The organism is Polymorphospora rubra, assembly GCF_018324255.1.
Classification (GTDB): Bacteria; Actinomycetota; Actinomycetes; order Mycobacteriales; family Micromonosporaceae; genus Polymorphospora; species Polymorphospora rubra.
On the sequence record NZ_AP023359.1, the window covers coordinates 7842250 to 7856160 of the forward strand.

General features: G+C 73.6%; 10 protein-coding genes and 1 pseudogene. 7 read left to right on the plus strand and 4 right to left on the minus strand.

The annotated features are described in order from the left end of the window. Nucleotides 1-53 precede the first annotated feature (53 nt). The 3 genes from Prubr_RS34405 (at nt 54) to Prubr_RS34415 (ending at nt 1587) form a co-directional block, all read left to right on the plus strand. Nucleotides 54-500, plus strand: a complete 447-nt coding sequence (locus tag Prubr_RS34405; protein WP_246569119.1) for an FHA domain-containing protein — start codon at nt 54-56, stop codon at nt 498-500. Nucleotides 501-637: 137 nt separating this feature from the next. Beyond that, nucleotides 638-1138: a hypothetical protein gene (locus Prubr_RS34410; RefSeq protein WP_212819639.1), complete on the plus strand. Its 501-nt coding sequence runs from the start codon at nt 638-640 to the stop codon at nt 1136-1138. A 116-nt stretch (nt 1139-1254) separates the two neighbouring features. Beyond that, nucleotides 1255-1587: a hypothetical protein gene (locus tag Prubr_RS34415; protein WP_212819641.1), complete on the plus strand. Its 333-nt coding sequence runs from the start codon at nt 1255-1257 to the stop codon at nt 1585-1587. A 117-nt stretch (nt 1588-1704) separates the two neighbouring features. Here the strand turns inward: Prubr_RS34415 and Prubr_RS34420 are convergent, their stop codons facing one another. Further along, the gene (locus Prubr_RS34420; protein WP_246568053.1) at nt 1705-2595 is read right to left on the minus strand and encodes a hypothetical protein; all 891 of its coding nucleotides are present in this window, start codon (nt 2593-2595) and stop codon (nt 1705-1707) included. A 164-nt stretch (nt 2596-2759) separates the two neighbouring features. Between Prubr_RS34420 and Prubr_RS34425 the strand changes: the two genes are divergently transcribed. Continuing rightward, the gene (locus Prubr_RS34425) at nt 2760-6506 is read left to right on the plus strand and encodes a DUF4132 domain-containing protein (protein ID WP_212819643.1); all 3747 of its coding nucleotides are present in this window, start codon (nt 2760-2762) and stop codon (nt 6504-6506) included. A gap of 630 nt (nt 6507-7136) precedes the next feature. Further along, a pseudogene (locus tag Prubr_RS38485) lies at nt 7137-8009 on the plus strand (alkaline phosphatase family protein); the annotation flags it as partial. 1062 nt (nt 8010-9071) lie between these two features. Here Prubr_RS38485 and Prubr_RS37490 read toward each other — a convergent pair. The 3 genes from Prubr_RS37490 to Prubr_RS34445 all read right to left on the minus strand — a co-directional run bounded on the left by Prubr_RS37490 (nt 9072) and on the right by Prubr_RS34445 (nt 11514). Next, the gene (locus Prubr_RS37490; protein ID WP_212819645.1) at nt 9072-9629 is read right to left on the minus strand and encodes a DedA family protein; all 558 of its coding nucleotides are present in this window, start codon (nt 9627-9629) and stop codon (nt 9072-9074) included. Continuing rightward, nucleotides 9626-10402: an MBL fold metallo-hydrolase gene (locus Prubr_RS34440; protein ID WP_212819647.1), complete on the minus strand. Its 777-nt coding sequence runs from the start codon at nt 10400-10402 to the stop codon at nt 9626-9628. Before Prubr_RS34440 ends, Prubr_RS37490 begins: the two co-directional genes overlap by 4 nt. 89 nt (nt 10403-10491) lie before the next feature. Next, nucleotides 10492-11514, minus strand: coding sequence for a bile acid:sodium symporter family protein (locus Prubr_RS34445; protein WP_212819649.1), 1023 nt, complete (start codon nt 11512-11514; stop codon nt 10492-10494). 161 nt (nt 11515-11675) lie between these two features. On the opposite strand from Prubr_RS34445, the gene Prubr_RS34450 reads away from it, so the two are divergent. Both Prubr_RS34450 and Prubr_RS34455 read left to right on the plus strand, forming a co-directional pair. Further along, the gene (locus tag Prubr_RS34450; protein WP_212819651.1) at nt 11676-12557 is read left to right on the plus strand and encodes a LysR family transcriptional regulator; all 882 of its coding nucleotides are present in this window, start codon (nt 11676-11678) and stop codon (nt 12555-12557) included. 162 nt (nt 12558-12719) lie between these two features. Further along, nucleotides 12720-13787, plus strand: coding sequence for an ABC transporter ATP-binding protein (locus Prubr_RS34455; RefSeq protein ID WP_212819653.1), 1068 nt, complete (start codon nt 12720-12722; stop codon nt 13785-13787). The last annotated feature ends 124 nt before the right edge of the window (nt 13788-13911 follow it).

Consider the following 13911-nt stretch of genomic DNA (forward strand, 5'->3'; position numbering starts at 1 on the left):
GGCTACCGTAAACTGCCGACTTTCCCGGGTCACCGGGCAACTGTGAGGTGGTGCTGATGAGTCCTGACAGGGAGCATCCGCTGCTCGACGTCACGTCGACGTTCGATCTGCGATCGTTCGCCGAGTTTCGTGAGACGCGGAGCCGGGATTCCGCAACGGGTGGGATCGCGGCATCGCTACCGCCCGGCGCGGCGCTCCTGGCCATCCACCAGGGTCCGAACGCGGGCGCCCGGTTCCTGCTCGACACGGACCTGACGACGAGCGGCCGGCACCCGGACAGCGACATCTTCCTCGACGACGTGACCGTGTCCCGGCGGCACGGCGAGTTCCACCGCAACGGTGACACCTTCACCGTGCGGGACGCGGGCAGCCTCAACGGCACCTACGTCAACCGTGAGCGGGTCGAATCGGCCACCCTCAACGACGGCGACGAGGTGCAGATCGGAAAGTTCCGGATGACCTTCATCGCCGCGCAGCGCCGCCCGCACCACGACGCCTGACCCCGGGTCCGACACGCGGACGGTCCCGCATCCGCCCTCCCATCCCCGGGTGGCGGGTGCGGGACCGTCCGGTACCCGTGACCGCCTGACGGGGTGGCGCCCACCGGTGCCGAAAACGATCATGCTTGGATGGGGGCATGCCTACTCGAGGTGAGCGTGGCACGGGTGACGGAAGCCGCGGATCCGGCGACCGGTTCGTCCCGGTCGACCGACTGTCCGCCCTGGCCCGCGCTCTGCTGAGCGACGATCTCGGCGGCCGGGACGTCGTACCGGCCCGACTCGCCAACCGGGTGACCGAACAGGCCGACGAGTGGGCCGCCCACGGGTTCACCGAGGACACCGTACGGCCCTGGCGTGAGCTGCCCCCCGAAGCCGCCGGCTACCTGGCCAGCCGCGGGGTCGACCCGGCCGTGCTCAGCCTCTCGGTGTCACCGGGCGGAATCGGCCCGGTGCCGCTGGCCACCGCGATCGCCGCCCAGCAGATCCCGGTGCAGCGCGCGTACGAACTGCTCGTGCTGACCGGTGAACATCCGCGTACGCCGCTGGCCGACGAACCGGCCGCGCCGCAGCCTCCGCCGCGGGCGGTCGCCCCGGTGGTCTTCTCACACGTGCCCGCCGACTCCGACACCTGCCGCTAGGCCCCGGGTGGCCGTCGGTCCACATCGGACCACCCCGGCCCCCGGCCGTTCGGCACGCTGTGAGACATGTAACGGGCTCGTTGACCGTGGCCCGGGGCGGGCCGACCGTGGGAGTCATGAGCGATCGCCCAGCGTCCGACGACGATCAGATCTCGCCCGCCCTCGCCCACGTTCGCAACGAGGTGGCGTCCGAGCTGTACGCGCAACTCGCCCTGCGCGGAGAAACGATCGACCTGGCGGACGTCTGTGGGGTCGCCTACTCCGTGGCGGTGCGGCTCGGCCGGGGGTTCCGGATCGAGGCACGCGGATTCGACGACGGTCCGACGGACGACGACTCCCTGGGCCCCGACGGTGCGACCTTCCACGGCTCGGTCCTGCCCAGCGGGGACGGCCGGGGATCGCCGGAGCGGTACCCGGTATTCGACCGGGCCTGGCCGCCCCACCCATGACGCGCACCGGAGCACCGCCTACGACATGATCGTCTGCTGTTCAGCCGTTCAGCGCGCGGCGTGTCGAACGGCTCAGCAGCAGACGATCATGATTGCGCGCCGAGGGCCGGGCGGCCGTCAGTCGAAGGTGACGTGGGCGAACGCGAACGGCTCGGCCAGGTCGCCGGACCGGCGGTGCAACGCGGCGAGTTCGCGCGCCAGATCCGATCGGGCGGACAGCTCCGGTTCCACAGTGGGCAGCTGCTTCAGGCGTTCGCCGACCGCCAGCACCGCCAGGTCGGCGGCGAAGCGGGCCGGGTCCACGCCGCAGGAGAAGTCGTGCTGCCAGACCCGGACCCGCTCGAAGACCGACCGTCCGGGGCGTACCTCGACCCAGGCCCAGCCCTCGGCTGGCCCGTCGGTCCACCGTACGTGCAGGTCACGGATGATCGGGTCGGTGAGCTGGCGGCTGGCGTACGCCTCGACCGCGGCCGCCCGCGCGAGCGCGCCCAGGTCGTTGACGTGCCCGGTACGCCCGTCCGGCAGCCGGCCGAGGATGTCACGGAAGCCGGGCAGCCCGTCGCTGGTGTCACCGGCGGGCTCGGCCGTCGCCCGGTGGAAGGCCCGGGCGTCGAGAACGTACTCCACGACCCGCCGGGCGACGGGCAGCAGGGCCGCCGACTCGAACCGCACCAGGCCGAGACCGGCCGCCGCGCACACGGTGCCGGTCATCCGGTCGGCCCGCGACGCGTCCGCCTCCCGCCGGCCCGGATCCTCGAACCGGATGCCGGCCAGCGCCGGGCCGTCCCCGGCCTCGTGTACGACGTAGTCGAGCCGGGTCCGCAGCGCCGACGACCACTGGTTGCCGGTGATACCGGCCGGCCGGCGGTGCAGGACGGTGCTGAGCCGGCGGTCGACGTGCACCAGGTGACCGCCACGCTCGAAGCTGTCCGCGCCGACCGGTGACTCGTCGGCGCGGCGGGTCACGGGAACCGGCCGCGTCTGCGTGGCGTCGGCGGACTTCACCATCTGTCCCCTGTCTTCGTCGGAGCGCTGGGCGGGCGGCGGAGCGCCGGGCGGGCGGCGGCCCGCGCCCATGGTAGGGCCCGTACCGGAACACGGATCGGACCGGATGTCGCAGGGCGTGGTTAGAGTGCGGCCGACGATCATGTGGCGGGAAGAGGGGGCGACGGGTGCGTGACTTCGAGTTCGTCGAAGGCGGATCGGCGAAGTTCTGGCGGATCGACCGGAGCGGCTCGACAGTGACGGTCAGTTACGGGCGGCTCGGCACGGACGGCCGTACCCAGGTCAAGCACCTGGGGTCGGAGCAGGCCGCGATCGCGCACGCCGACCGGCTGGTCACCGAGAAGGTCCGCAAGGGGTACGTCGAGGCCGGCACCGCCCGGCCCTCCCCCGGGCCGGCCCCGGCCGGGCCGGGCAGCACCGGGCCGGACGACAGCGGGGCCGGCGTCGCCGGGCCTGGCGACAGCGGGACGAACGACGGCGGGACGGGCAGCACCGGGCCGGGCGAGAGCGGGACGGACGACAGCGGGACGGACGACGCCGGCCGGGGTGACCCGGAGCCCCGGCCGGACGAGGACACCCTCGTCATCCCGGTGGCCTGGCGGCGCCGGATGCACCCGCGCCGCGGCGGGCTGGCCAGCTCGACGACCGTCGACCGCAAGGCGGTCGGAGTGGCGGCCGGCCTGTTCGAGAACCACCGGAAGCAGATCGAGCGGATGTTCGCCCGTACCGACGCCGACCCGGCGCTGGTCGCCGAGGTCGCGCCGGTGCTACGCGACGGCCTGCGGGCCGGGCTCGCCGACCCGGCCCTGACCCCGCTCGGCGCGGCCGCCGTCGCCGCCGCCGTCGCGAAGGCGGTGCCCTGGTCTGACGAGGACAAGCTGCGGGCCTTCGCCGACGCGTGGGCGGCCACCCGCGGGCTCACCTTCGCCGCCCGCGCCACCGTGGAGGTCTACGGGCTGGCGATCAGCGCGTCGTCGCGCCTGCTCCACATGAGGGACGTACGGGTCCGGCCGATCACCGAGGACGAGGCCAGGTCGGTGTGGAAGTGGCCGGCGGAGCCCGTCACGGCACGGATGCGGAGCCTGCTCGCGGCGGCCTCCGACGACGACTACCGGGCGGCGACCGCGGCACTCGCCGAATACCGGGACAGGCTGGGCGTGCAGCGGGTGACCATCTCCTACCTGGTGCCGACCCGCACCGACTGGGTCGACGAGGACCTCACCGGCACGGTCAACCGGTCGCGGCTGCTCTGGTCGCTGTACACGCGGGAGCAGTTCGAGACGTTCATCGCGAGCCACCTGCAGGGACACGGGGATCCCACCTTCGGCGACCTCGCCACCGTGCTGGAAGGGGTCGGGCCGGCGCCGGTCACCACCTACCTCGCCTGGTTCGGCGACCACATGGCCGCCGACGGCGAGAAGCGGCTCTACACGCTGCTGTCGACCCTGCCCACCGACGAGGCGTTCGCCACCCTGCTGGACCGGGTCGACAACCGGTACGCGCAGCCGGCGCTCACCGAGGCGATGGTCCGGTTCCCGGTCCGCGCGCTGCGCCTGATGCCGGCCGCCGCCACCGGCCAGACGACGAAGGCGAAGGTCGTCGCGGACCTGCTGCGGATGCACGTATCCGGCAACCCCGAACTGGTCGCCGCAACGCTGCCCGACCTGCCGGCGGCCGACCGGGCCCACCTCGCCGGGCTCGCCGACGACGCGGTGCGGGTCGCCGAGGCCCCCGCCGAACTGCTGCCGGAACTGCTGCGTACCCCGCCGTGGACGGCGCGGTCGACCGCCCGGCCGGTGGTGGTGACCGGGCTGGCGCCGGTCGAGGAGGCGGCCGTCGCCTGGCGGCCGGGCGAGCGCGACGAGTGGCTGGCCACCCGCTGCAACTGGATCGCGACGACGCCCGACAAGGGGAGCACCTGGGAACAGACCCGTGACGCCTACCTGGCCGGCAACCTCCGCCACCACCTGCGGGTCGGTCTGATGATCGGCGCCCCGGAGGAGATCGTCCGCCCCCTGCTGGCCGACTGGAATCCCACGCACAACTGGGATGCCGCCGAGTGGGGTCGGGTCCTCGCCGGCCGGTACGAACTGGACGCGCTGCCGGCGATCCTGCGGATGGCCCCCTCCACCCCGACCGCCGTGCTGCCACTGCTCGCCCCGTACGCCAGCAGTGCCGCCGCCCCGCTGGTGGCCCGGTGGCTGCAACGGCTCAAGTCGGCCCGCCGGCCGGCGCTGGCCTGGCTGACCCGGCACCCGGCGGTGGCGGCGCGGGCCCTGGTGCCGGACGCGCTCGGCAAAGCCGGACCCGCCCGGCGCAACGCCGAGGCCGCACTGTGGGCGATCGGCGCGGCCGGCCACGAGGAGCCGGTGCTGGCGGCCGCGGGAACGTACGGTGAGCCGGCCCGGGCCGCGATCGCCACGCTGCTCGCCACCGACCCGCTGGAGGTCCTGCCGCCGAAGCTGCCGGTGGTGCCGGCCTGGGTGGACCCGATGATGCTGCCGCCGGTGCTGCTGCGCGACCGCCGACACGCGCTGCCCCGGACGGCGGTGACGCACCTGACGATGACGCTCGCGCTGTCCCGGCCGGGTGAGGTCTACGCCGGGGTCGACGTCGTACGCGACCTCTGCGACCCGGTTTCGCTGGCCGAGTTCGGCTGGGGGCTGTTCCAGCGCTGGCTGGCGGTCGGCGCCCCGGCGAAGGAGAGCTGGGCACTGGACGCGCTGGGTCTGATCGGCGACGACGACACCGTACGCCGGCTCACCCCGCTGATCCGGGCCTGGCCGGGCGAGGCCGCGCACGGTCGCGCGGTGGCCGGGCTGGCGGTGCTGGCGTCGATCGGCACCGACGTCGCCCTGATGCACCTGCACAGCATCGCGGAGAAGGTGAAGTTCAAGGGGCTGAAGGAGCGGGCCGCCGAGAAGATCGCCGAGGTGGCCGACGACCTGGGGCTGAGCCCGGAGGAGCTGGCCGACCGGCTGGTGCCCGATCTCGGGCTGGACGCCGACGGCAGCCTCACCCTCGACTACGGGCCGCGGCAGTTCGTGGTCGGCTTCGACGAGCAGTTGCGGCCGTACGTCGCCGACACCGCCGGCCACCGGCGCAAGGAGCTGCCGAAGCCGGGCGTACGCGACGACGGGACGCTCGCGCCGGAGGCGTACAAGCGGTTCGCGGGCCTGAAGAAGGACGTCCGTACGATCGCCGGCGACCAGATCCGACGCCTGGAGCGGGCGATGGTCGGCCAGCGACGGTGGACCGGCGCCCAGTTCCGGGAGCTGTTCGTCGGGCATCCGCTGCTGTGGCACATCGTGCGCCGGCTGGTCTGGGCGGTCTACGACGACGCCGGCACGGTCGGCTTCCGGGTGGCCGAGGACCGCAGCCTGGCCGACGTCGACGACGAGACGCTGACCCTCGCCGACGACGCGACGGTCGGCATCGCGCACCCGCTGCACCTGTCCGGGTCGCTGCCGGCCTGGTCGGAGCTGTTCGCCGACTACGAGATCGTGCAACCGTTCGCGCAGCTGGGCCGGGAGGTCCACCGGCTCACCGACGCCCAGCGGGAGGCCGCGGAGCTGGCCGATGTCGCCGGCACCACGGTTCCCACCACGGCCGTGCTCGCCCTCGAGCGGCGCGGCTGGAGCCGGGGCGAGCCGATGGACGGCGGTGTCCAGTGCTGGATGGAACGGCCGCTGCCCGGCAACCGCACCCTGGTGGTCAACCTGGACCCCGGCATCATCATCGGGTTGGTGACGGAATGGAAGGAGCAGAAGCTCGCCGAGGTGTGGATCAAAGACGGGCCGGGCGGGGACTTCGGCAGGTGGCGCAAGAAGGAGCTGCCGTTCGGCGTACTCGATCCGGTCACCGCCTCCGAGGTGCTGCGCGACCTGGCCGAGCTGACCACCGCCCAACCCTGACCGAGGTGTGATGGGCGGGCGCAGCGAGCAGGTTCGTGAGCGAACGAAGTGAGCGAACCGGCAGGCTCAGGCACTTACCCGACAACTGCGAGCGCAGCGAGCAGGTGTCGTGAATCATGACGGGGTGGCGCTGTGTCATGGTGGGGCGTGACGTCACGCCAGACCCCGGTGCCTGCCCAGGACGCTGACCGTCCGGGGCGGGTGCGGCAGCTGCTGCGCGAGTTGCGGGGCTGGCGGCCGACGCTGGCCCGGCTGCGGCAGCTGGTCCGCAGCATGGTGACGTCGTTCCTGGTGCTGAGCGGCACGCTGTGGCTGATGCCGGGGGTCAACGTCAACGGCGTGGTCGCGATGCTGTGGCTGGTCGTGCTGGTGGCGGTCGTCGGCGCGCTGCTGCGGCCGCTGCTGCTGGCGCTGGCGACCGTGCTCGGCGGGCTCGGGGCGCTGGTGGTCGGGGCGAGCGTGCAGACCATCGTCATGTACGTGGCGCTGCGGCTGGATCCGGCGTCGCATCTGTCCGGTCTGCCGGCCGCGTTCGCCGCGGCCTGGATCGCGGTCGCGCTCGCGGCGGTGGTCAACTGGTTCGCCGACGCCGGCACCGATGACGCGTTCACCGCCGAGGCGTTGCGGCTGATGGGCCGGGTCCGGCGGGTCCGGGCCCGGTCCGGGGTGCCGGCGGCCGGCCGGGGCGAGCCGGGTCTGGTGGTGGTGCAGCTCGACGGGGTGCCGACGCCGTTGCTGCGGTGGGCGGTCCAGGCCGGCAACCTGCCCAACATCGGGCGGTGGCTGCGGTCGCGCAGCCACACGTTGACCAGTTGGCACACCGGGCTGCCGGCCACAACGCCTGCCGGGCAGGCCGGCATCCTGCACGGCGACGCCAGCTCGGTGCCGGCGTTCCGCTGGTACGAGAAGGACACCGACCGGCTGATCGTCACCAACCGGCCGCGGGACGCCGCGGAGGTGGAGCGGCGGTTGTCGGACGGCGACGGGCTGCTGCGTGACGGTGGCGTGAGCATCAGCAACGTGTTCTCCGGCGACGCGCCGACGACGCTGTTCACGATCAGCCGGGCGGCGTTGCCGGGGCGGCGGACGCGCGGCTACGCGGCGTTCATGACGAGCCCGTACGGCTTCACCCGGGCGGTGGTCCTCGGGTTCGGCCGGATGATCAAGGAGGTGCACCAGGCGCGGATCCAGCGGCGCCGTGACATCCGTCCCCGGGTGGGGCGGGCCGGCGCGTTCCTCGCCCTGCGTCCGCTGACCGCGTTGCTGCGCGACCTCAACGTCACGCTGATCGCCGAGCAGATGGCGCGCGGCGCCCCGGTGATCTTCTGCGACTTCGTCGACTACGACGAGGTGGCGCACCATGCCGGCCCGGCGCGGCCGGAGGCCCTCGAGGCGTTGACCGAACTCGACCAGATGCTCGGCATGTTGCAGCGGCTGGCGACCGAGGCCGACCGGGACTACCACCTGGTGGTGCTCTCCGACCACGGTCAGAGCCAGGGCGCGACGTTCCAGCAGCGGTACGGCGAGACCCTCACCCAGTTGGTCGGCCGGCTGACCGGCACGCTGGCCACGCCCGAGCCGGACCCGGAGCCCGCCGAGGGCCTGCCCGCACCGGACCGGCCGGTGCGGGTCGGGCACACCGACCAGGCCGTCCGGGCACCGGTGACCCGCTCGACCCAGGTCGACCAGCCGGCGCCGGGCACGACCACGGAGGTGGACACCGACGACGGCCGGCCGGTCGTCGGGGCGGCGCCGCCGCTGCGGGCCGCCCGGCCACGCCACCCCCGGCACCGGCACCGGCCGATCGGGCACCGGCTCGGCGACGGCGTGCGGGCCGCCCGGGCCGACCGTTCGCAGCCACCCCGGGCCGCCGCGGCGACCGGCGCCGTCGAGACGTGGGGACCGGTCAACACGCTGCTCACCGAGATCGCCGGCCAGCCGGGGGCGGGTGCCGCGGCGACCCGGGCGGCGGTGCGGTCCCGCACGACGGACCGCCAGGTGACGCTCGGGCCGGCCGGAGCGGAGACCCGCGCCGCGGCCCGCCCGGAGACCGACTCGGTGGTGGTGGCGTCGGGCAACCTGGCCATGATCTATCTCCCCCACCACCCGGGACGCCTCGACCGCGACGAGATCGAGGCCGCGCATCCCGGGCTGGTGGCCGGATTGGCCGCCCACCCCGGCATCGGGCTGGTGGTCGTCGACGACGGCGAGCGGGGTCCGGTGGCGGTCGGTCACCGGGGCGAGCACCGGTTGGGTGACGGCGTGGTCACCGGAGAGGACCCGCTGCGGGGCTACGGGCCGCGGGCCCGCGCCGACCTGCTACGCCACCAGGGGATCGACCACGTCGGCGACCTGGTGGTGATCAGCGCGATCGACCCCGGCACCGACGAGGTGGCGGCGTTCGAGGAGTTGGTCGGCAGTCACGGCGGGCTGGGCGGCTGGCAGACGGACGCGGTGCTGCTGCACCCGATCGGCTGGCGGGTCGAGGAACCGGAGCTGGTCGGGCCGGACAGCGTCTACCGCCAGCTGATCCGCTGGCTGGAACAGCTCGGCCTGCGCGAGCGGTCAGTGCCCGCGGCGGGCCTGCACGAAGCTGATCAACTGGGTGGCGAGCAGCACCACGACCACCGCGACGAGAACGCTCTGCCACGGTTCGGGGAAGATCGCGCCGCCGAAGATGCCGATTCCGGCGTACACCGCTGACCACAGGAGGCAGGCGGGTGCGTTGGCGAGGGCGAAGCGTCGCCAGTCGACGCCGGTCACGGCGATGGTCAGCAGCACCGGGATGCGCCCGCCGGGCAGCAGCCGGGAGACGAGCAGCACCGGGATTTCCCGCTCCCGCAGCCGGTCGGCGAGGTCGTCGAGCCGGTGGCCGGTGCGCAGCCACCGCACCCGGCGGGCGAACTGTTCCCCGCCCCACCGGCAGACGAGGTAGGTGACCGCGTCGCCGACGTAGGCGCCGACCGCGCCGGTCAGCACGACGACGACGGTGGTCAGCGGGTGGCCGTGGAAGGCGAGGGCGGCGGCGGCGCTGACCGCCGCGCCGGTCGGCACGACCGGTACGACCGCGCCGAACGCCACGACCACGAACAGCCAGGGCAGCCCGTAGAGAACGTCGGTCACGGGTACGGGTCCAGGGTCAGGCTGGCGCCGGGCACGAGTTCGGTGACCCGGGTGTCGGGGGCGGTGGCGGCGGCGTGCCGGGCGAACCGGGCGCCGGGTTCGTGGAACATGTACGGCCGTACGCGGGCCATGCCGACCGGCCAGAACGTACCGAAGTGGATGGGTACGGCGTGCCGGGGCGAGCTGCGCCGGACGGCCTCGGCGGCGGTGACCGGGTCGAGGTGGCCGTGGCCGAGGGTGGGTCCCCAGCCGCCGACCGGGATCAGGGCGAGGTCGAGGGGGCCGAGGTCGGACATCTCGTCGAACAGCCCGGTGTCGCCGGCGAACCAGGTGTCGGCGGCGCCGTGCACGGTGTAGCCGACGGCCAGCGCGCGGTGCCGGGACCAGGGGCCGCGGCCGCCGTGGTGGGCGGCGGGCACGGCCCGGATGCGCAGCGCGCCGACGGTGGTCTCCTCGCCGGGGGCGAGTTCGACGCAGCGGCCCGCGGCGGCGGGGCCGAGGGCGCGCCGCAGGAAGGTGCCGGCGCCGGCCGGTACGACGATCGTGACGTGTGGCGGCAGGCGGCGCAGGGACGGCAGGTCGAGGTGGTCGGCGTGCAGGTGCGAGACGATGACGGCGTCGGGGGCGCCGGGCAGCAGCGGGGTCGGGCCGCGCATCCGGCGCAGGTGCGCGACCCGGTTGCCGAGCACCGGGTCGGTCAGCACGCGTACGCCGGAGTCCTCGATCCAGACCGTGCTGTGGCCCCACCAGGTGACGTGGACGGTGGTTGTCACCCCGACACCGTACGGCTCCCGGCCCGCTTGCGTTGATCAAGGGCTAATCGTGGGAGTTTTGTCGGAATCCACCCACGACAACTCCTTGATCAGCGGGTCGGGGCGGGTGAGGGCGGGGCGGGGGCGGCGGGGGGTGGTTCGGCGCGGGCGGCCCAGGCGCGGGCCAGTGCGGCGCAGACGATCAGCTGGATCTGGTGGAACAGCATCATCGGCAGCAGGAGCAGCCCGAGGTTGGCCCCACTGAACAGTACGGTGGCCATCGGCAGACCGGTGGCCAGGCTCTTCTTCGAGCCACAGAACACGATGGTCACCCGGTCCGCGCGGGAGAAGCCGAGCAGCCGGGCGGCCCCGTACGCCAGGCCCAGCACGGTGGCGAGCAGCGCGCCCACGACGAGCAGCAGTCCGGCCAGCCGGCCGGGCGAGATCTGCTGCCAGATCCCGGCGACGACACCGGCGCTGAACGCGGTGTAGACCACCAGCAGGATCGAGGACCGGTCGACGATGCCGGTCAGCTGCCTGTGCCGGTCGAGCCAGTCGGCGGTCCAACGCCGGGAGATCTGCCCGGCCGCGAAGGGCACGAGCAGTTGGAGTACGACGGCTCCGATCGCCCCGCCGGTCAGCGCCACGCCGCCGGTGCCGGCGAGCAGGGCGGCGGCGAGCAGCGGGGTGATCCCGATTCCGGCGATGTTGGAGAACGAGGCGCTGAACACGGCGGCGGGCACGTTGCCGCGGGCCATCGAGGTGAACGCGATCGAGGACTGGACCGTGGAGGGTACGGCGCACAGGAACAGCAGGCCGAGGTGCAGGTCGCTGGTGAGCAGGGCGGGTACGAGCAGGCCGGCGGCGATGCCCAGCAGCGGGAAGACGGCGAAGGTCAGCAGCAGGACGACGATGTGCAGCCGCCAGTGGCGGGCGCCGGCGAGGGCGGCCCGGGGCGCGATGCGGGCCCCGTGCAGGAAGAAGAGCAGGGCCACGCCGAGCTTGGTGGCCGTCCCGGCGACGTCGGCGGCGGTGCCGCGTACGGGCAGCAGGGTCGCCACGACGACGACGGCGAGCATCGCGACGATGAACGGGTCGAGGACGAGCCACCGCGGCCACCGCACTGCGCCCATCCCCTTCCTCGGGCCGGCGCCGGTCGGCGTGTCCCACCCTGCTCGTCGCGGCCGTGACCTGCTCGTTCGCGGCTCGGCACCCATTCTGTGGGGCACGTCGGTAATCGGGAAAGACGATCAGCGAACTGACTGTCATCACGAAATGCGATAACCTTCGGCTGATGTACGACACGGTGCAGTTGCGCAGTTTCCTGGCCGTGGCGCGGTCGCTGAGCTTCACCCGGGCGGCCGAGCGGCTCGGCGTCCGCCAGTCGACGGTCAGCCAGCACGTCCGCAAGCTGGAACGGGACGTCGGACGGCCGCTGTTCGCCCGGGACACCCACGCGGTCGAGTTGACCGTCGACGGCGAGGCCCTGGTGGGGTTCGCCCGCGACATCCTGGCCGTCCAGGACCGCGCCCGGCGGCATTTCGCGACCCAGCCGGTACGCGGCCGGCTGCGGCTCGGGGTCTCCGACGACCTGGTCGCGACGCACCTGCCACGGGTACTGCGCGACTTCCGGCACAGCCATCCGCTGGTCGACCTGGCGCTGACCGTCGACCTGAGCGGCACGCTGCACCAGCGGCTCGACGCCGGCGAGCTCGACCTGCTGTTCGCCAAGCGGCTGGCCGGCCAGTCCCGGGGGCGGCTGGTGTGGCGGGACCGGCTGGTCTGGGTCGCCACCTCGGGGCTGCGGCTGGACCCGGACGAGCCGGTGCCGCTGGTGGCCTATCCCCCGCCGAGCATCTCCCGCGCGCAGGCCCTGGCCGCGCTCACCGGCGCCGGCCGGGCCTGGCGGTTCGCCTGCGTGAGCGGCAGCCTGGGTGGGCTCGTCGCGGCTGCCGGCGCCGGACTCGGGGTGCTGGCCCACTCCCGGGGGCTCGTCCCGCCGGGACTGGTGCCGGTGCCCGCCACCCACCGGCTGCCGGCGTTGGGCGAGGTCGAGGTGATCCTGCTGCACCGCCCGGGGCCGCCGACCCCGTCGGTGGCGGCACTGTCGGAGGCGATCCTCGGCGTGGGCGGTCCCGATCCGGGTCCGGCGGCGGCCACCGGCCGGCTGGGCTGAGCGCTCCAGGAAGCCTTCGGCAATACGTTTGGCCGACCCCTCCTCGTCCTGGAAACCCGCGATTTACCAGGAAGAAATGACAGGTCTACCTCTTGACGATGCTCAGTGGCGATGTTGATAGTGAGCGGCAAGGCAAAACGTTATGCCGTGGAGGTGTCGACGATGACCGCAGTGAACCCCGTCGCCGAACTCATCGACGTCTCCAAGAGCTATCCCGGCACCGAGGAATCCGCCGTACGCGGCGTTGACCTGCAACTTCACGAGGGTGAGTTCTTCTCACTGCTCGGTCCGAGCGGCTGCGGCAAGAGCACCACGTTGCGCATCGTGGCCGGTCTGGAGACCCAGACGGCCGGCACGGTGAAGATCAAGGGCGAGGACATGGGACACCGGCCGGCAAACCGGCGGCCAACCAACATGGTCTTCCAGCACCTCGGGCTCTTCCCACACCTGGACGTCGCCCGCAACATCGCCTTCGGGCTGCGGCTGAAGAAAATGCCGAAAGCCCAGCGTACGGCGGAGGTCGACCGGGTCCTGGACCTGGTCGAGCTGGCCGGATACCAGCGCCGCTATCCGGACCAGCTCTCCGGCGGCCAACAGCAACGCGTGGCAATCGCCCGCGCGCTGGTGAACCGGCCGGCCGTGCTCCTGCTCGACGAGCCGCTCGCCGCACTCGACCTCAACCTGCGCCAGCAGATGCAGCAGGTGCTGCGTGAGGTCCAGCGCAGCTCCGGCACCACCTTCCTGTTCGTCACCCACGACCAGACCGAGGCGATGACGCTGTCCGACCGGATCGGCGTCATGCGCGGCGGCGAACTGTGCCAGGTGGGCACCGCCGAAGACCTCTACCGGCGCCCGACCTCACGGTTCGTCGCCCGGTTCATCGGCGACGCCAACGTGCTGGACCTGCCGGTCACCGACGGCACCGCCCGGATCGGCGAGTCCGCCGTACGGGTCGCCGCCGGCGGCTCCGGCGCCGCCGTGTCGATCCGGCCCGAGGACGTACGGCTGGACGAGTCGCCGGCCGACCCCGCAACCGGTACGCCCCGCGACGGCCTCCCCGGACAGATCACCGGCGCCACCTACCTCGGCGCGCACATCCGCTACGACCTGACCACCACCGCGGGCATCGCGTTACGGGCGGTGACCCCGGCCAGCGCCCCGCGGCTGCCGGTCGGCGGCCCGGTACTGGCGCACTGGCGCCCGCAGGACGCCGTCGTCCTGCCCTCCTGACCCGGACCGACCGGCCGGCCCGACCGCCGGCGCCCCACCACCACCCGCGGTCCGCCGTCGCGGCTCCGCCCCGCCGGCGGGCGACAGCCATCCCCGAACCACAGATCACACGCCGGGCGGCCCG